18 protein-coding genes, 1 tRNA gene and 1 pseudogene are annotated in these 19469 nt (G+C 39.8%); 4 read left to right on the plus strand and 16 right to left on the minus strand.

Annotation, left to right across the window (positions count from 1 at the left end):
• Positions 1-31: 31 nt before the first annotated feature.
• The 6 genes from M1E09_RS13665 to M1E09_RS13690 all read right to left on the minus strand — a co-directional run bounded on the left by M1E09_RS13665 (position 32) and on the right by M1E09_RS13690 (position 6297).
• Positions 32-3166, minus strand: coding sequence for an AAA family ATPase (locus tag M1E09_RS13665; RefSeq protein WP_456271418.1), 3135 nt, complete (start codon positions 3164-3166; stop codon positions 32-34).
• Positions 3163-4308, minus strand: a complete 1146-nt coding sequence (locus M1E09_RS13670) for an exonuclease SbcCD subunit D (protein WP_456271419.1) — start codon at positions 4306-4308, stop codon at positions 3163-3165. Before M1E09_RS13670 ends, M1E09_RS13665 begins: the two co-directional genes overlap by 4 nt.
• Positions 4309-4536: 228 nt before the next feature.
• Positions 4537-4677 carry a YvrJ family protein gene (locus M1E09_RS13675; RefSeq protein WP_456271420.1) on the minus strand — a complete coding sequence of 47 codons (141 nt, stop codon included), beginning with the start codon at positions 4675-4677 and terminating at the stop codon, positions 4537-4539.
• Positions 4678-4800: 123 nt separating this feature from the next.
• Entirely contained in the window at positions 4801-5016 is a 216-nt protein-coding gene (locus tag M1E09_RS13680) for a DUF2922 domain-containing protein (protein ID WP_456271421.1), read from the minus strand.
• Between the two features lie 38 nt (positions 5017-5054).
• Entirely contained in the window at positions 5055-5273 is a 219-nt protein-coding gene (locus M1E09_RS13685; protein ID WP_456271422.1) for a DUF1659 domain-containing protein, read from the minus strand.
• Between the two features lie 499 nt (positions 5274-5772).
• Positions 5773-6297: a hypothetical protein gene (locus M1E09_RS13690; protein ID WP_456271423.1), complete on the minus strand. Its 525-nt coding sequence runs from the start codon at positions 6295-6297 to the stop codon at positions 5773-5775.
• 276 nt (positions 6298-6573) lie between these two features.
• On the opposite strand from M1E09_RS13690, the gene M1E09_RS13695 reads away from it, so the two are divergent.
• Positions 6574-6670, plus strand: a tRNA-Sec gene (locus M1E09_RS13695).
• 163 nt (positions 6671-6833) lie between these two features.
• Here M1E09_RS13695 and M1E09_RS13700 read toward each other — a convergent pair.
• Positions 6834-8185, minus strand: a pseudogene (locus M1E09_RS13700) (IS1182 family transposase).
• Between the two features lie 464 nt (positions 8186-8649).
• Here M1E09_RS13700 and M1E09_RS13705 point away from each other — a divergent pair.
• Positions 8650-9150 (plus strand): CBO0543 family protein, encoded by a 501-nt coding sequence (locus tag M1E09_RS13705; RefSeq protein WP_456271424.1) that lies wholly within the window; start codon positions 8650-8652, stop codon positions 9148-9150.
• Positions 9151-9173: 23 nt separating this feature from the next.
• On the opposite strand, the gene M1E09_RS13710 is transcribed toward M1E09_RS13705, so the two are convergent.
• Together M1E09_RS13710 and M1E09_RS13715 are read right to left on the minus strand one after the other, a co-directional pair.
• Entirely contained in the window at positions 9174-9698 is a 525-nt protein-coding gene (locus M1E09_RS13710) for a YtxH domain-containing protein (RefSeq protein WP_456271425.1), read from the minus strand.
• Between the two features lie 140 nt (positions 9699-9838).
• The gene (locus tag M1E09_RS13715; protein WP_456271426.1) at positions 9839-11167 is read right to left on the minus strand and encodes an ATP-binding protein; all 1329 of its coding nucleotides are present in this window, start codon (positions 11165-11167) and stop codon (positions 9839-9841) included.
• A 330-nt stretch (positions 11168-11497) separates the two neighbouring features.
• Between M1E09_RS13715 and M1E09_RS13720 the strand changes: the two genes are divergently transcribed.
• Entirely contained in the window at positions 11498-11932 is a 435-nt protein-coding gene (locus M1E09_RS13720; protein WP_456271427.1) for a DUF2621 domain-containing protein, read from the plus strand.
• A 185-nt stretch (positions 11933-12117) separates the two neighbouring features.
• On the opposite strand, the gene M1E09_RS13725 is transcribed toward M1E09_RS13720, so the two are convergent.
• The 4 genes from M1E09_RS13725 to M1E09_RS13740 form a co-directional block, all read right to left on the minus strand.
• Positions 12118-12306: an undecaprenyl-diphosphate phosphatase gene (locus tag M1E09_RS13725; RefSeq protein ID WP_456271428.1), complete on the minus strand. Its 189-nt coding sequence runs from the start codon at positions 12304-12306 to the stop codon at positions 12118-12120.
• 44 nt (positions 12307-12350) lie between these two features.
• Complete coding sequence (locus tag M1E09_RS13730) at positions 12351-12839, minus strand: CcdC family protein (protein ID WP_456271429.1); 489 nt, start codon at positions 12837-12839, stop codon at positions 12351-12353.
• A gap of 315 nt (positions 12840-13154) precedes the next feature.
• Entirely contained in the window at positions 13155-13514 is a 360-nt protein-coding gene (locus M1E09_RS13735) for a response regulator (protein ID WP_456271430.1), read from the minus strand.
• 160 nt (positions 13515-13674) lie between these two features.
• Positions 13675-14379, minus strand: coding sequence for a cytochrome c biogenesis CcdA family protein (locus M1E09_RS13740; RefSeq protein WP_456271431.1), 705 nt, complete (start codon positions 14377-14379; stop codon positions 13675-13677).
• Between the two features lie 293 nt (positions 14380-14672).
• Here M1E09_RS13740 and M1E09_RS13745 point away from each other — a divergent pair, with 293 nt between their 5' ends.
• The gene (locus tag M1E09_RS13745) at positions 14673-14873 is read left to right on the plus strand and encodes a Spo0E family sporulation regulatory protein-aspartic acid phosphatase (RefSeq protein WP_456271432.1); all 201 of its coding nucleotides are present in this window, start codon (positions 14673-14675) and stop codon (positions 14871-14873) included.
• An 84-nt stretch (positions 14874-14957) separates the two neighbouring features.
• Here M1E09_RS13745 and M1E09_RS13750 read toward each other — a convergent pair whose 3' ends face one another.
• The 3 genes from M1E09_RS13750 to M1E09_RS13760 form a co-directional block, all read right to left on the minus strand.
• A complete protein-coding gene (locus M1E09_RS13750) occupies positions 14958-15734 on the minus strand; it encodes a hypothetical protein (RefSeq protein WP_456271433.1) in 777 nt (258 codons plus the stop codon).
• A 115-nt stretch (positions 15735-15849) separates the two neighbouring features.
• A complete protein-coding gene (locus M1E09_RS13755) occupies positions 15850-17646 on the minus strand; it encodes an ABC transporter ATP-binding protein (RefSeq protein WP_456271434.1) in 1797 nt (598 codons plus the stop codon).
• 4 nt (positions 17647-17650) lie between these two features.
• Positions 17651-19399: an ABC transporter transmembrane domain-containing protein gene (locus tag M1E09_RS13760; protein ID WP_456271435.1), complete on the minus strand. Its 1749-nt coding sequence runs from the start codon at positions 19397-19399 to the stop codon at positions 17651-17653.
• Positions 19400-19469 lie beyond the last annotated feature (70 nt).

The raw sequence follows: 19469 nt of genomic DNA on the forward strand, positions 1-19469 counted from the left end.
GTAGCTCCGTTTTTAAAAAAAGCTTATGATTCTATGCCAAAAAATGAAATTCTGTTCTGCTTCCATTCTGAGATGAAATAACTTCAAGGCGCGCATCAATTCTTTCTTTTAATTCAGGTACATGTGAGATAAGACCCACAAGGCGCCCGCTGCTTTGGATATCCATCAATGCCTCTATCGCATGGTCAAGTGATTCGGGATCAAGGGTTCCGAAGCCCTCATCAATAAACATTGTTTCCAAGGAGACTCCCCCGGCATATTGCTGAACTACATCCGCTAATCCTAAAGCCAGACTTAGGGCAGCTTTAAAACTTTCTCCCCCTGAAAGGGTTTTAACATGTCTTTCTTGTCCTGTATATTGGTCAAAAACGAGAAGTTCCAGGCCGCTTTGTACATTTCCTTTACTTCGATCTTTCTTACGTATTAGCTTGTATCTTCCTGACGTCATTTTCATGAGCCTGTCGTTTGCAATCAGGAGAATATCCTCCAGGAAAGAGGCTAATACATATCTTTCAAAGGTAAGGCGGTGAGCATTTTGCCCTCTTGCCATTTCTGCAAGATGTCCGGAGATGCTGTACCTTTCTTCAAGGCTTTTCATTTCCTTATTCAGATTCGTGACATGCTCAAAGGTTGCCTTGTTCTCTGAAATCCTCATCTTCAGGGCATTGTATTCTTCATTTAAACCTTTCAGTTGATGGTTCATTTCGCTAAAATGCAGCTGAAGCCTTTCCAGCTGAGGCTCGTCTGTATCCTCCAGTGCCTTTTCAAGCTCTTCAAGCCTGTCCAGCACCGACCTCAGCTCCTCACCATACCCGATGACAACCTTCTCCATTGAGCTGATTTCTTCTTCGGTTCTCTTGGCTTCCTGATACGCCTTATAATTTTCAAAACCCTGCTCATCAAGGATTGCCAAGAATTTTTTTCGTTCGCTGTCCATTTCATCTGTTACCTTATTGACTGCAGCCATCTTATCCTTTACCTGAGCTTCATTAACAGATAACTCTTTACTCAACTGATTGTATGTCTCTTGTGCTTTTTCATATGATTCTTTAAGTGAATTCAGTTCCGTTCTGGCAGAGTTCAGGGCAGAGATAAATTTATCTTTTGTCCGGATCTCCGCTGGAATCGCGTTTTGCCTGCTATCCAAAACTCCCTTCTTCTCATGGTAGGCTTCTGCAAGCTCCTGTTCATCGTTATTCAGCTTTTCCACCTTTTTCTCAAGTCCCAAAAGCAAAACCTTGTTCTCTTCAATATTCTTAATAAGCGGGTTAAGAAGGTTCAACTGGCTGTTGTAAGTATTTACTGTTTCTTTCTGTTCATCCAGGGAATTTCTTAACAGCCTGAGTTCTGAATCAATATTTTCTTCAGTGAACCCTTCCCTTACTTCTTCAATTTCGTTTATCGCTTGTTGTTTTTGTGCATTAACAGCTATATTCTTTGCTTCTATTTCATACACCGCTCTGCTTGTATCGTGTTCGTGCTTTTCTTTTTGCATAAGCATTTCTTTTGCCGCTTTAATGTCTTCCTCTCCGGGCAGGTCTACCTGCAGGTGAGCAAGGTTGGGGTGATGATCTGAACCGCAGACAGGGCAAGCCTCACCATCAGCCAGGCGGGACGCCAGTATACCTGCCTGTGCTTTATTCCACTTGTCTTCCAGCCATTTTAAAGTTGAGCGTGCATCCCCTGCATCCTTTTCTGCCTTCTCATGTTCTAGTTTTCTCTTAGAAACAATGGTTTCTATTTTACTGCTTTCTGCCATTATTTTCTGCAGCTGTAAAAAAAGTTTTTCGTCGCTCTGGAGAACCGAGATCGCTTTTTCTTTTTCAAAAACTTCAAAACGCAGCTTTTCAAGGTTTGCTTTTTTCTCTTCCTGCTCCTTAAGTAGAGCTTTTTTACTATTAAGCTCGTTTATCGTCTTTTCAATCTCAGTTTTAAGCTGGGTTCTTTGCTGCTTCAGCTTGAGAACCTCTCCTTCCAGCTGTGCAAAGGAATAAATGTCTTCTTTCAAGCTTTCGAGCGTAGTCACTTTCCTCCCTGCTTGATCACGTTCTGCCTCTTTGTTTTGTTCTCTAGTCCAATTCTCATGGGCAGCTTTCATTTTACTGCTCAGTGCTTCCTGTACGGAATGGAGCTTTTGCAGCTCTTCCTCCAAGGCTTTCAACTCACGGTTCAGCCTGTGGCAATACTCGTCCTGCTTGAGGAGTTTATCAGCTTGATGGGCTTTCTTAATCTGCTCTTTCAGGCTTTCAATCTCTTCTTTTTTATTTTGCAAAGAGCCTTTTTGTTCTATCAGCACTCTTCTTTTCTTAAATTGTTCTACTAATTTCTGGGCTTGTACAATCTGTTTCTGCAATTCGTCTCTTTCTTTTTGTTTATTTTCATAAGAAAGATGTAACTTCGCTAACTCTTCACTCATTGAGTCTATATGGGGCGAAAGCTTCTCTAAGATTAAACCATCATTCATAGGTTCTTCCAGCAACAACCCTCTCAGCTCTTCGTTTTGCTCAAGGTGAATGCCAAGTAAATTCCTTGTTCTCTCTTCAACAGCCTTTTCGACATCCTTTTTCAAACTGTCACTTTCTTCTTTTAACTTATCTTGTATGAGCTTATAAAATTCAGTATGAAACAGCCTCTGAAGGATAGCTTCTTTATCTTTACTGTCAGAAGTAAGGAGCTTCCTGAATTCCCCTTGAGGTATCATCAAAATCTGCCTGAACTGATTGGCGTCAAGCTGGATAATCTCTTTTATCTTCTCATCCACATCCCTAACATTTGCAGCAAGGAGGACGCTTTCGCCCGTTTCATCAATGGCGTAAAATTCAGCCTTTGCATTGACGGTCGTAAATCCCTCTCCGCGTGCCTTCTTCTTCTCCTGCTGAGGTGAACGGGTAATGAGATAGGTTTTTCCCCGTAATGAAAAGGTAAGGGAAACTTCCGTTAGGTCATTGTCATTGGCGAACTGGCTCCGCAAATCATTTCCGCTTCTGTCTTCTCCTGAGGCTTTTCCATAAATAGCAAAAGAAATTCCATCAAAAATCGTTGTCTTTCCAGAACCGGTCTTACCAGAGATGACAAACATGGTCCTGTTGCCAAGAAGCTGAAAATCAATGGTTTCTGAAGATGGATAAGGGCCAAAAGCCTGCATGGTCAACTTTAATGGTTTCATTTCTTAGCAGCCTCCCTCTTCGCCTTTTCAATGACATTAATCATAATTTTCTCTTTATCTTCATTGAATGCAGAGGTAGTCATTTCACCGTAAAACTGTTGAAAGAGTTCCAGTTCTGTTTTCTTTTCGTCTCTCAGGCTGGTGTAGTTGTCTTTAACTCTTATGTCATGCTGCTCTATTTTTCTCTCCAGATGAAGAACATTCGGATATACCTGGCGCAGCTTATTTATCGGATCAATCAATGCACCTTCATCATGAAGGGTCACTTTCAGAAAGTCATCTGTTTTTTGCTGGTGAAAAAATTGCGGATCGAGCAGTTCTTCCAAAAATCCTGCAACTTCACGCATGTCCTGTTTAGGTGTCAGGCTCCTTTCTTCAATAGAAATACTGCCTTTTGAATCTATTTCCACTATAGATACACTTTTCCTCTGCTTGGCTTCTGAGAAGGAATATTTTAATAGTGACCCCGAATATTTCACCTTTTCATGTTTGATGGCATCTGGGCTGTGGAGATGGCCAAGTGCTGTATAGTGAAATGGATTAAATAGTTCAGAACCGACACAGCCAGAACCGCCAACAGATAAAGTCCTTTCAGAGTCTGATGTCTTTCCTCCCAGGACAAACGCATGGCCAACAAACACATGAGGCTGGGATGGATCCATGTTTTTCTCAATTTCTGTTATCAATGCTCCCATAGCATCATGATGAGAGTGGATCGAATCATTTTGGAGCAGCTGCCTCACAATTCCCGGTTCTGCATAAGGAATCAAATGGAAATTCACTCCTTCTACTTCTACCGGAGACAAGTCAGTCGTCAATTTCCCCTTTAAATATAATCGGCTTTTTCTGTACCAAGAGGAACCGAAAGAAAGCCGTTCAGCACTGTCATGGTTTCCAGAAATCGCGATTACGGGCGTTTGCAGCTCAACATTGATTTTATAAAGAATTTCATCAAGCAGCTCAACTGCTTCTGTCGGCGGAACAGAACGGTCATATAAATCTCCTGCTATAACGACAGCATCAGGTTTTTCTTCTTCTACAAGACTGACAAATTGATGAAGGACCTCCCGTTGCTGTTCTGTCATGTATATTCCGTGGACAAGCTTCCCCAAATGCCAGTCAGCCGTATGTATAAACTTCATTGCTTTCACCTCTCGAACAGATATTCTATCTCGTATTATAGCAGAGATTTCTCGCCTAATGTTACAGGAACTGGACGATGGCATGAATTAACGATTTAAATTGCTTATCCTTTATAAGATACTGCAGAATCAAAGCATTCTATTAAAATAATCACCTTTTGGAACAAAAGCCATAAATAAAAACAGCTGCCACTTTGATTTTAGTAGTCAAAGTGGCAGCTGTTTCGTTTATTGCTCCTTCATTTGCTGAGGCAGCAGCCTGATTGAAGAAATGACGTCCTCCAACTTTGTTTCAATCCGGTGAAGCAAATACATCGTTACCACAATCGGGAAGCCTACCTCTGAAATGAAGGGAAATAACTGCTCCATCCATTCACCTCCTTATTTTTGTAATCTTAAACCTCGTGTTAAGTAATACCAATTTTAATTTTCAACCTCTCTTTAAAGAATGGTGCCCCCTTAGGCCAAGACCTTCAGGACACCATATCCTACTTAGATTTCATATTCAGTGACATTTCGTTCGATCACTCTTGCACCTTTGGCAGAGACCAATGGGCCGCTGTTGCTTTGGAATACGTTAGTTGCAATCAATGTATCCATTACCTGCTGCACAATGAGTGTATCGACAGGTTCAACAGGCTCATCAATGGATAGGCGTGCTGTTTTCCCCAACTGGGTTGTGAATTGCAATTCAAGAGTTTTTGCCATTTTTACACCTCCCGTCTTTGTTTATTTCACTTCACTCCCTACGCATTAATATCAAAGCTGTCATTCTTCTCAATTAATACGAGTGGTTTAGCACTCAAACCTGCCAACGCCTCAGCTGCCTGAAGAATCTCGTCAGCTGTAGATGAGAAATTAATATTGCTGTACGACTTGTTGGAATACTGGGGTTTTCCATCGGCATCCACCCCGTTATCAAACACCATCCTTAGCTTAATGCCTTTCAAATCTGCTGTTGCCATTTGCCTCACCTCCCTTCACCGTCTATATAGAGAAAGGGAGTGAAAAAGGATACCTATCCATGAAGATTTTATTTATGGCATTGAATGGTTGAAAAAGTAAAAGGGTAGTAAATTTCATTTGAATAGTACGCTGCGTGGGCAGGCAAAGACAAGGTGGGATATATGGATACAAATCAAGACATAAAAAAAGGGTCTTTTCTAAAGACTCTTTTCTCAAAGATTGTTGCTTTTAATGCTATTTTACCCTCTAACCTATTATTTAGGGGGCTTGGAGCGGAAGCCGTGCGACCTCCTGCGGGACTAGCGGGACAGGTGAGACCAAGGTTACGTACCCACCGGAACGTAACCCCGCAGGCCAATCCAGCTCCAGCGCCCGCCCCGCGGAGTCGTACGGCTGGAGCGGAAAGCCATTCTTTTTACTCCGTCACAATCTTTGCGAAAAGAGCGTAAAAAAAAGACTGCCCGACATTAGGTGACGGACAATCTTTTTCTAAATCAATTAACCATTAATATCGTTGCTAAGGCTCGATTTAACAAGACCAGCTTCTTCAAGAAGGTTAGCAATTTGTTCTTCTGCTTCAGCAAACTTTTCGTTTGCAGCATCAAAATTCACTTCTTCTTTTTGAAGTTCTGCAGCTTTCATTTCATAAGATTCAGCAAGTGTAGATTTGAAAGTTTCCAGCTCTTCTTCGAATTGAGCTAGATCTTCAGAAACTTCCATTCCTTTGATTTCTTCGCTAACAGCCGTAGCTGATTGAGTTGCAGCTTCTTTCATTTCTGCACTTGGAGCTTCTTCTCCACCCATAGCAGCTTCATAATCATTTAACTCATTGTCGATTCCGTTAAGAGCCGTTGTCATGTTCAAGTAGAAATCCATCATAGCGCCAGATACATCAGCTGTTTCTTCTGTCGTTTCAGTGCCTTCTGCATTTTCTGCATTATTATCAGAACCGTTTTCAGTGTTGTTTGCACAGCCTGCAACCGCTAACAATAAAGCCAATCCTAACCACCATAATTTTTTCATGAGTCTCATCCTTTCTGAAATTCCCTAGTTGTTTTGATTGTTGCCAAAATCTATGTGACTGCCCTATCAGACAGCATTAAATATTTCAGCCGATAAGTATCGTATCATGGTAAATATGGAAAGGTAAAGGAATCTTTCCCCATTTCACTAAAGTTTAAATCTTATAAAAATTCATCCTTTTCCAATAATTGAACATTGGGATCTTCTTACTTGAAAAAAAGGGTCTCTTTCTCCATAATAGGAATGTACATTAATAGTTTGCACATCTTCCATTTTGGGGCTGATTGTGTTGCTGGTGCATGCCTCGGTCTTCAAAACCGCTTGGGAGGCGCGTGCCGTCTCCGCTGGGTTCGATTCCCAGGCAGTCCCGCCAAATACATCACACATTACACGTTAATATAACTAACAAAAAAAGACCATTCATGGTCTTTCAGCTTGTAGAGAAACCTAGTGTTTTTCTCTACAAGCTTTTTTTGTGGTTAAATATATTGTTGAAATTACCCTCCAAATTTTACTGAAAATAGCCTCCCACACACCTAGCCCTTCTTGGCTAGGTGTGTGGCAATCTTTTTCATGTTCTGGCAAGCTGCGGTAAGCAACACCTGCTCACTTGCATTTTGTATTCCCCTTAACCGGCAATAGCGAAGCCCATGCAGTTGTTTTGAATCTGCAAAGCTTCGCTCAACTTTTTCTTTTCTAAATTTATAAAGCATTTTTCCGGACTTTGACAACCGGTTCAACCTTACTTGTTCTTTATGTTCCTCCCAAACATGGCGTGTCACTACCTTTTGGTGGTTTTTTGAGCGTGTACACTCTTGTAAAAGAGGACACTGTGCACATTGTTTAGGATCGGATTTGTATTCTCTATACCCCTCACGGGTTGTCGTGCGGTAAGGCAAAGTCTGGCCGTTTGGACAAATATAGTGGTTTTCTTCTGAGTTATAAATAAACTTCCATTTTGGAAAAAGCCCCTTTGTAGGATGGTATCTTCTATGAGCTATTACTCCGTATATTGTACGATCAGCCAACCCCTTACAAATCGGATTCGTGAGATACCCGGAATCTAATGCGACAGCTTCTACTTCTAAATTGAATCGTTCAATCTAACGGTCAAGACGCTGAAGGTAAGGTACAGAATCATGGACATTACCAGGAGTGACAAAGGCATCGGTAATAATATTGAATTTCATATCGGTCGTCCGGTGATCTAAATAACAAAACATCTCTTGTTTTTGGTCACGCGACATAAATCCACTCTCTGGGTCTGTGTTACTTTTTCTTATTTCTTTTGTATCCTTCACCTCCTCGCGGTCCTTTAGTTCTTTTTTCCGTTATTCTTCCTGTCTTCTTCAATAGCTTTGTTTAAATCTTCCACATATTCCCGTGTTTCGACTTCTACGACTTTTTTGGTGAATTTGTGTTTGTTAGCATTCGCTTTCAGATGCGTTGAATCAGTAAATAGAACTCTTCCGCCGACCATTTTATGATTGATGGCCAGAAGAACGATTTCATCAAAGATCTCTTGAAAAATATTCGTTCCTTTAAACCTATGATGACGATTCCAACTGATGGTGGAGTGATGAGGGACGGAGTCACCGAGTCGAAGACCCAAAAACCAACGATAAGCTATATTCATTTGAATCTCTTTTTCAAGTTGGCGTTCGGAACGAATTCCATATAAATAACCTATAAACATCATTTTAAATAAGACGAGGGGATCTAATGAAGGACGCCCGTTGTCTTCACAATAGTAAGGACGAACCTTTTCGAGGATAAAGGAGAAATCTATGTACTGATCGATTTTTCTTAGAAGGTGATCTTGGGGGACTAACTCTTCAATTGAGATAAATTCGATTTCATTTTGCATGTCTTTTCTAGTATTAAACATGATAACACCCACCTTTGTTTTATAATTATATTTTAACATATTAACGCGGTGAATTATTAAAGTATTCAAACAAAAGGAAAGGCTGTCGAGACTTTCTCGACAGCCTGAAAGACCATTCATGGTCTTTTTTTGTTTTCATTACTTTTTGTTGCTCTTCTTAAATAACACATAAGCAGCAAAAAACAGCAAAATGCCTATAACGATGCCACTCAAATCAACTAACAGTCCCAAGGAGGTCCCACCGCCTTAAAAAAAATAATCTTATGTATTGTCTTTCCATTAATTTTTCTTTGGGTGTATAAAAAATCCCAGCCAGCAGATGTTAATATTCATGAAATGTAATTGTCCCATAATAATGCCTTTTACGCCAATTCAATCAATCAGGACCTCGTGGGGCAAAATATGCAATACACTTCTGTACAAATAGAAATTCATATCGTTAGTTTTTAATGGGGGGGGGAAAAATGAAGAAAAAGGAAGAGAAATCGATTTTACTTCTTCTGCTTGTTTTCGGGATCGTTGCCCTGATAAATCTCATACGCAAACCACCGGTAAAAGACTGGGTGATCATTTTCTTGCTTAAAGCATATATCTCTTCGATTTTAGATAAATTCACAGTAAAAAAAGGATTTCTTGTTTATCCTATCAAGCTGATCAATCTCTTTGATACAAGCTTTATTTTCGACTATCTCTTATTTCCTATTTCTTGTGTTTATTATAATCAGGTCACTTATCAAAAAAGTTTTTTTTCGATTTTCACGAGAGTATTGCTCTTTAGCATCCCAATGACGATAGTAGAACAATGGCTAGAACATAAGACTGATTTGGTTAAATATAAAAAAGGGTGGAACTGGATTTATACTTTTACTTCCTTAAATCTTACATTTCTTTTGGTACGTGGAGCGATTGCCATAATACGAATAAAAAGCAAACAAGCTGAGGATGAATTTTCCAGCAGCCAATAAAAAAACCGGTAATCACCGGTTTTTTATCCTAGTTGGCCAGGTATTCTATTATCGTTGTTTCCACCCGCAGATTCACTGTTGGTTGAACTTCGATATTGACCATGATTTTCGTCCATCACCTCTTCACCGGCTTCTTTAACTTTACTGCCGATTTCCTTCAAGTCGGAAGTGGCATCTTTTGCAGAAGAGAGGATTTCAGTTGATTCATCTTTAACCTGGTTCACCTGTCCTACAATATCGCCGTTAACTTTCTCATATAGATTTTGTGCATCATTAATTGCTTCTTTCAATACAGATGAAGCTGACTTCATACGTTCTTGCAGATCGTTTTTGACTCCCGAAGGGTCATTTTTCACTTGGCCGACCATATCCATTGTGGAATCTTTCATATCTTTCGTCGTGGATGATACTTTTTGTCTTGTAGTAGAGTCCAGCATCGCCAAAGCGCCTCCAACTACTGCACCAACTACCATTCCTTTAACTAACTTTCCGTTCTTTTCTTCTTCCTGGGTTGATACGTTATTATTATACGAAACTGTTTGTGTCATAAAAATATCCTCCTAAGCATGTATTTATATATTGTCTTACTTTTTCCTTTCCCGTTTTTCCTCTAATTAAACTTAGCCACCGCACGGCTCCACACTGTAATTTTTTCCATAAAAAAAGCCGCAAATTTCTTTGCAGCTTTTTAAACGGACTCTTTTAAAGTCTTTTTTTCTCTTCTTGATTTCTTTGGATGGACTGCTGGCAAAGAAATATCGAACGAGGTACCTTTACCTTTTTCACTTTGCACATGGATTGATCCATGATGGTCTTTTAAAATTCTTAAGCATACCATGAAGCCAAGGCCTGTTCCCTTTTCCTTTGTTGTATAAAAAGGTTCTCCAAGCTTATTCAGAGTGGCTTCATTCATCCCCACTCCCTCATCCTGGAAAGTAAGCAGCACTTGACCGTTTAGTTCACTTGCCGAAATATAGATATTTCCACCATTCGGCTGGGCTTCTATTGCATTCTTTATTAAGTTAATGAACACCTGCTTTATTTGATTTTCATCACACCGAATATATAACTCTCTCTTTTTGTACTGAGGATGTATTGAAACGTCAAACAGTGTAGCATTTGTTTGCAGCAGCGCCGTAACCTGCTCGATAATATTTATGACATTCTTTTCCTTGAAATGGACAGCCTGAGGCTTTGCAAGCATCAATAACTCGCTTAACACCAATTCGATTCTCTTTATCTCTGCAAAGATGATATCTAAATAATATTGATTTGTTTTAGGGTCGGATTTCATTAATTGAAGAAAGCCGTTGATGGCAGTGAGGGGATTTCGAACTTCGTGAGCGATTCCCGCAGCAAGTTGTCCTGCTATGGAAAGCTTTTGTGATTGTACTGCCAGCTTTTCATTTATTTCAATAAGTTCTTCTTCTGCATATACCCGGTGTGTAATATCAGAGATCGTGCCAATTGTACCCAGAAAAATGCCCTTTTCATCATAATTAAATTTCAGATGAAGCTCTGCCCAAAAGTTTCCGCCATCTTTCATTCTATAAAGGATTTCCACCTTGGTTCTATCGGATTTCTCCTTAATGCACCCTCTGATTATAGGCTGGACTTCATGCCGCTGCTGCAAAGGCAAGAAATGAAGAGCATTTGCATTAAGGCTTTCATTTACACTGTACCCGGAAAAAGTTTCCCATGCAGGATTGAGAAATTGAAAGTACCCCTTAGAATCAGTCCTGAAAACAACTTCATCGATATTTTCAAGCACCATGCCCATTTGATCTGACAGGGTGCGGTATTTCTTTTCATTTTCTTTAAGCTTTTCCAGATATCCATAATGGCGGTCATAAAAACCGCCGAGCCAGACGCCGGCTCCTAAAATAAGAATGGTGTAAAGTATGTCGATAGTCAAATTCATATCATTTTCCAACACGAAGTAAAAAATATAATCCCATACAATTACAAAAAGAGCTACTATTGAAAATCCCGTAATTCTGCCGCGATATCGACTCATTTCGTCACCCTTCATCCACTTCTGAGTATTTATCCTAAAATTCGCACAATTATCTTAAAATCAGTATACCATCTCTTAGAGAAAAAGAAATAATTTCCTTGCTAAATTTTTTCGAAAAAATTTCTGGCTAGAGCGGTGATTTATTTTATAATAACTATTTGAATCAGTACACGTTGATATAACTTTGCAGCCATGAAGCCTATCTGCAAGACAAATTTCTCCTGAAAAATTTTAAACTGATACAATTTAATGGTACTGCCACTTGTCACTCTCTCTTGCCTTGTCTATAATGAAAGACGATAATTGGCTTGAAAATACGAGGTGAAATGGATGCAAGTAGAATTAGAAGGCTGGTTTTTATTCTTTATTCTTTTTTGGGTAGTCATCCTTATATCTTTATTTGCAATTGGCGGATTTTTTATGTTCAGGAAGTTTCTGAAACGCATGCCGAAAGAGGATGGCCGGTCTGATTTGGATTGGGAAGAGTTTTATGTCAACAAAACCTATCAATTATGGGGACCCGCTGAGATAGAAATATTAAAAGAATTGGTATCCCCTGTTCCTGAGCTTTTCAGGGATGTCGCAAAACAAAAAATTGCAGGCAAGATTGGTGAGCTTGCACTAAAAGAGAAAGCTGACTCTATAACTCAGGATCTGATTATTCGCGGTTATATTCTTGCAACCCCCAAAAGAGATCATAAGTTTTTGAGAACAAAACTTGATGAGATGGATATAGATGTTACACCATATGAACATCTCTTTTAACCTATCCTTGAAAGGAATTTAACTGGATGAGCGCAATTTTAGTGATCCCTGCCATACTATATTTTATATTTCTTGCAGCGGGTATCTACGTTTACAGACAATACAAAAAGAAAAAAGGATGAAGCGGAAAATCGCTTCATCCTTTTTTCAAAGATTCCTTTAAAAACAGCAAGAGGAATTCCTCTTCAAGTGTTATATACAAATGCTATCCCAGCCAGAGCAAAGCGGTAATAGGCAAATGGTGTCAGTTTCACTTTAGAAAGAAGTTTCAAGAAGAACATAATGGCCAATATAGCAACGAAAAAGGCCGAAGCAAAACCTGTAATAAATAAATCTATATCCTGTACAGTGATAACATGATAGCTTTTCAACAAATCAAGGCGGCTGCTCGCACAAAAGCAGACACCGGCCACACTCATTAAATAGTATTAGTCGTCATTTCATCGTTATTATCATTTAACAGCCTTCTATATTGCATGTACATTGCAACTCTCCACGGAACAATCATTCCAAAGGCAAGGATCCAGAACATACCGCTCAGTTCCCCATAATCTATACTGCTGCTTAACAGAAGCTTGGCCGCCATTCGAATCAATAGTAATCCGATTAAAATAAAGGCGAAGGCCTTGGATCGTTTTAAGTAAATATCATTATCGCGAACTTCAAAACGGGATGTTTTGATAAGAAAAATAGAAAAAATCATGCCCACTATCAAAGCCTCTACAATTTCAGCAAAGCTGACCCTGAACATTGGAATAAAAAACATAAGTGCTCCTGTACTCATAAAAATCGGAGGCAAAATGATCTTTCTGGCAGTTACGGGTTTCTTTTGAGCTTTCATGCGGATAAAAATCACAAAAAAGCCCATGCAAATCGCAATAATGGATGAAACAATGGTCATTGACATACCTATCATCCTTTATAAATAAAATACAACTATCGACATTTATTATAGACTATTAACACAAAAGCGCAAGTGCCCTTGTTAGAAGTACATTGCCAGCCGTTGATGGACTCAATATTTTCATTACGGGCAGTCCAAGGTCTTCCTTCTAGTGACATACATATCCCTGCCTTCATTTCTAAGGAACACTAAACATTTACTTCTTCCTGAGACCCCTTAGCGCTCTCTAAAGACACTAAAACCACAAATTAATCATCTATGTCTATGACAGCTTTCTTAAGTACAAAATCCCCCAAGCAATCGCTTGGGGGATTTCAATTAGTTCAATACTCTGTTAATCGCCTCGATTACACGGCTTTCATCAAATGGCTTCACGATGAAGTCTTTTGCACCTGCTTCAATCGCTTCCACGACAAGTTTTTGCTGGCCCATTGCCGAACACATGATAATCTTGGCATCCGGGTATTCTTGAATAATTTTCCTTACAGCCTCTAAACCGCTCATTTCAGGCATTGTGATGTCCATCGTTACGATATCCGGCTTTAGTTCACGATATTTCTCAATTGCCTGTACTCCTGTTTCTGCTTCGCCAATCACATTGTGTTCGCTTGTCTTCAGCATGTTTCCAAGCGTCATTCGCATAAATTTTGCATCGTCCACTATTAGTACTCTTGCCACTGGTGCGCCCCCTTGCTCAACAATGTATAGGTATATACTGGTAGATCAGTTGAATTATCTGAATTATTAACAACTATAAATATAGCACTCTTTCCTGGATAATTTCAATTCAAAAAAACATAAACTTCCAAGTTGTACCTATTTCAGATTAAGGTCCATATTAAAATCCTGTGAATCCAGTCAGTTCATTAAAGAAGATGATCACCTTCGTCATCCAGTCAAAAAACAGCATGATACCTACAAGGATCATAATATATCCGCCGACCTTCATGATTTTAGCGTTATTCCTTCTGATCCATTGCATCTTGCCGACAAAGAAAGATAAAACAAAGAATGGAATCGAGAAACCTAATGCATACGAAATCATATAAACCAACCCAGAACCTGGATTGGTCCCTACAAGAGATATTACAGCAGCCAGAATAGGGCCTGTACATGGAGTCCAACCTGCAGCGAATGCCATTCCGATTAAAACTGAGCCTGCAAATCCAGCTGGCCTGTTTTTAAATTCAAACTTCCTGTCCTTCATTAAAAATTGCGGTTGAAAAACACCGATGACCATAAGGCCAAAAATTACAATGAATATTGCACCAGCCTGACGGATAATATCCTCATATTGAAAAAGAAAGTTGCCAAGGAAGGATGTACTGAAGCCGAGAACCACAAATATGGAAGAAAAACCTGTAAGGAAAAGAATAGTATGGATCATGCTTCTTCTTTGCAGTTTAACATTTTCATTTTTCAAATCGCTCACTGACATTCCCGTAATATAAGAAAGAAATGCCGGGTAAAGCGGCAGACAGCACGGTGATATGAAACTCAGAAAACCAGCGCCAAATGCCAGGAAAATATTTATGTCTGTCATACGACCCCAACTCCTAAAGATACTTTTATTAGTTCATTGTATCAGAGATTGGACATTTAATGATGTAAAAGTGTTGTGAACAATTTGTGTACGCTCCCGTGCTTATCACAGAAGTGATTGAGTATTCATCACTTTTACAGTTAATTACTTTTTTCATAAAAAATGTGAATACTTCTTTTAAATAAGTTATATTTTCGCTATACTATATTTATCAGTTACAGTTATTAGCAAATATATTGATAGGTTTATATTAAAAGAGCGAAGAATAACTCTTCTAGAAAGGACTTAAGGCCATGTGTAAACAAGAGCTACTAGATCGAATCGAAAAAAAGCGTGCCCAGTTAATAGACATAGCAGCGGTTAATGGTCTTAATTCACCTCTGGCTATCAAGTACAGTCAAGAATTAGATTCCCTTTTAAACCATTATAACCGTCAATTTATCAAAACATCATCTATATCAAAGTCCCTTCTTCCAAAAGAGGCGACCTGTTAAACACAAAATAAAAAGGCAAAAGCGCACTTTTAACACACTTTTGCCTTTTCTGATTGTAATAAGGTACTTAACCAGAATATATTATTACAATACGACTTCATTCACTTCTTTGGATTGTGTATCAACTGAATACCAGCCATAAGTAGCTTTGTGAGCTCCTTTTCCTTCCCCAACAACTTCAAATACGTGGATAATATAGTTTCCATCTCTCTTATGGTCATATTCAACGATATAGCGGTCGCGTTCTTCAGGGGTTAACTGCTCAAGCACCAGCTCTTCCGCATCCTTTCTTGCAGCTTCTTCTTCATTCCCTTCTTGCAATTCCGTCTTGTAGCTGCCTACAAGCCAGCCATCCTCCATTCTTTCAATCATGTATGTCAATTCCCTGTTGCCACGCAATTCATTTTGTATTTGTTGAGTGACTTTATATTGTTCATTTGACACTTTTTCGAATTGAAAATCCTGTTCAGGGTTGAGGAACACAGGCGGTTCAGTAGCAACGACAGATAACTCTCCGTCTTCTTCCTTAATAAATGTTTCAGCCTGTTTCTCAGCAAGGGATTCTGTCATGATTTGGGCAAAATGATCGATGATTTCTTCTTTTGATTGATATTCTTCAAGTTCCGGTCCTGCAGTCACGACTTGCATAAAGTTATCCTCATACTGTTTCATTACTTCTTCAGCTTCAGCCTTTGTTAATTCATTTGAGTGTTCATTTGCGGTTACCTGCTTTGTTTCTTCTTCATTTTGTGAGACTTTCTCTGATTCACTTTCTACTTCTGTATCCAGGCTTTCTTCTGCCGTTCCACATCCTGCAAGCAATAAAATTGAGATTCCCAATACCGATGATAATTTCTTCAATAGATTCCTCTCCTTTTTTGTAGTCTCATTATTGTCTCTATCACATTGGGTAGGTGTCTAAACGCTTCTATGAAAAAAAGCCGGCATGTTTTTTTCACATGCCGGCTTTCCTTAGTTAACTGTTTACCGCATCTTCTAAGCCTTCTACAAGGCCATTCTGCAGTAAGTACATTTTATGATACAGCCCTTTTTGGGAGAGCAGCTCTTGATGATTGCCTCTTTCAACTATTTCGCCTTGATGCAGAACCAGTATACAGTCAGCATCCTGGATGGTCGAAAGCCGATGTGCGATTGCAATCGTCGTACGCCCTTTTCTCATCTTCGCCAGTGCTTGCTGTATGGCATCCTCTGTTTCGGTATCAATATTGGCGGTTGCTTCATCCAGTACAAGGATCTTTGGATTGGTTGCGATTGTCCTGGCAAAAGCAATCAACTGCCTCTGCCCGCTGGAGAATGTCGAGCCTCTCTCCACCACCTTATGGGAATAACCATCAGGCAGCTTTTCAATGAACGTGTGCGCTTGGACAAACTGGGCTGCAGCTTCCACTTCTTCTTCTGTCATTTCCGAAGAATGAAGCTTGATGTTATCTTTAACAGTCCCATAGAAAAGGAACGGGTCCTGAAGGACAAGCCCTATTCTTTCCCGGAGTTCTTCTATTGGATAATCTTTAATAGACTTACCATCAATTAAGATTTCACCCTTTTCGAACTCATAAAACCTCATCAGGAGATTGATGATTGAGCTTTTACCGCTTCCCGTATGCCCTACAAGAGCAACTGTTTCACCGGGTTTGGCGACAAATGAAATATCTTTGAGTACATCTTTTCTCCCATCATAAGAAAAGGTAATATCCTTAAATTCAATTTCCGCATCCGAAATGCTCCCCTCTCTATCTTTATTCTGAGCAGGGGTTTCTTCGGTTTCATCGAGAAGTGTAAATACACGGGACGAGGCAACGATTGCCTGTTGAAACATCGACAGCCTCATCATCATTTGATTGACCGGTTCAAAGAAGCGGTCAAGATAATTAATGAAGGCATACAGCACCCCGATTTCAATCGGGTTATTAAAAGATGCAATACCAAAGTAACTGAGAACAACGATCAGGGCTGAGACATAAACAAGGTCAATCGCCGGACGCAGAAGAAGCCCATCCATTTTAATATTACGCATACCCGCTTTGTAATGACCTTCATTAATTTCACCAAACTCTTTCCTGAGGCGTTTCTCCTGGCGAAATACCTGGATGATCGCCATTCCCTGCAGAGATTCACTCAACTTTGCATTCAGCTGGCTTAAGCGCTCTCTAAGATCTTGATAGAATACAGAGCTATACTTTCTATAAGTCTTGATGATCATAAACAAAACCGGCAAAATAAACAGGCAAAATACAGCCAGTTTTACATTCAGTATAAACATCGCTGTAAAAATCCCGACAATTAGAAAGCTTCCCTGAATAAAGCTGACCAGAACACTGACAAACATATCTTTGATTGCTTCCGTATCATTTGTAACTCTTGAGACAATCCCCCCCGCAGGTGTTTTGTCAAAATACCTCATCCCCAAGTTCTGAACTTTTGAGAATACATCAACTCTTAATTGTTGAATGATTTTGAGGGCGATCTCCTGGAATTTCAAAAGCTGAAAGTACGAGATCACTACATTGGATATTTGAATCCCAATATACGCTGCCGCCAGCCATACTAAAGGTTCATAGGGAAAGTTCCTTGGTGTCAAGTAATCATCAATGAATACTTTTACCAGGTATGGACCAAGAACATCTCCCAGCGTTGTTAGAGCCAGCAAGAAAAATGCAAGAAAGATTGATTTTTTGTGAGGCGATGTATATTTCAAAAGCCTTATTAATACATGGCGCTGTTCTTTTGCCGACATGGTTGTTGTTTTTTCCATAGGCTTATCCTCCATGCTCTACTATTTCTTCTAATTGCTGCCGCAAGAACATCTCACGGTACCATCCATCATTGTCCATCAGTTGTTCATGGGTACCCTTTTCGGTGATTTGTCCATCCTCAAGCACAATGATCAGATTGGCATGTTGAATCGCACTTAAGCGGTGTGCAGTGATAATTGTCGTTTTCCCTTCCCTGTTTTCTTTTAAAGCTTTCAGAATCGACTCCTCCGTTTTCGCGTCAACAGCTGAAAGGGAGTCATCCAGGATAAGAACCTCCGGATCCATTAATAGGGCCCGGGCAATTGAGATCCTCTGTTTCTGTCCGCCTGAAAGCGATACGCCGCGTTCTCCCACCACTGTCTGGTAACCATCTGTAAATTGTCTAATATCATCATGAATATGAGCCAGGGAGGCAGCTTTCTCTATTGCATCCTCACCAATAAAAGGGTTGGTAAAGGCAATGTTTTCAGCGATAGTTGCAGAAAAAAGGAAGTGATCCTGAGGAACATAGCCCAGCGATTCACGTAGTTTCTCCAATTTAAAATCTTTAATGGACCGGCCACCGAATTCTACAGTTCCTTTGTAGCCTTCAAACTCCCTGATAAGCACTTTTATTAATGAAGTCTTGCCGGATCCCGTTTTTCCGACTATCCCCAGAGTTTCACCTCTTTTTAGTGTAAAGTGAATATTTTTAAGGACAGATTCGTCTTCATCAGGATATATAAAATCTTCCAAATCAAACCTGATATCACCTGTAGGCTTAATATCGACAGACTCTAAATCGTCATCAATCTCAATCTTTTCAGAAAGCAAATTGAAGACCCGGTCATAGGAAGCCCGGCCTCTCTCGACAATATTAAAGAGCCATCCAAAGGCGAGCATCGGCCAGATCAGCAAGCCCAAATAGGCAGTGAATGAGACAAGTTCACCAATTGTCAATTCCCCGGAGATGACATATCTTGCTCCAAAAGCGACTGAGAGAAAGAAGGATATCCCCACAATTATAGAGATGGTCGGATCAAATAGTGAATCGACTCTCGCAACTGATATATTCTTCTGTACGACATCTTCTGACTGGCTTCTGAAGGATTCAATATCTTCCTTTTCCTGGCCAAATGTCTTGATCACCTTTATTCCTGATACACTCTCCTGTGTCTTATCATTCAAATTGGAAAATGCCTCTTGGGCTTTGTGAAAGCGTTTATGTAATAATGTGCCGTAATAATTGGTCAGAAGGGCCATAATAGGCATTGGGATAAGTGCGATCAACGTCAGTTTCCAGCTGATTGTTGCTGCCATCGCAATGATAACAAAGCCGCCTGTTGCAAGGGAGTCAACAAATGTCAGGACTCCTTGGCCTGCTGTCATTTGGATTGCCTGAAGGTCATTTGTTGAATGTGCCATCAAATCTCCCACACGCCGCTTCTGATAAAATGAAGGGGTCATCTTTGTAAAGTGATGATACAATCTATTTCTAAGCAGCTTTGAGAGCTTAACAGCAGAACCGAATATCATCATTCTCCAAACAAACCTTAAGCCATACATACAAACCGCAGCACCAGCAAGTATGCCAACCCATTGCAATAGCTCTGTTGAAGTTAACTCACCCTCCTTTATACTGTCTACAACAATTCCAATTACCTTGGGCGGAACCAGTTGAAGCATCGCCACGATCAATAACATGGCAATTCCTAACAAGTAGGACTTTTTCTCTTGTTTAAAAAACCACATCAAATCCAGAAAGACTTTCATGATGTTTTCCCCCGAATCCAGAAAATTTTCGACTCTTAATTTTAGCAAATTTTTTAAAAATAGAAAATAA

The organism is Bacillus sp. AK031 (genome assembly GCF_053903065.1).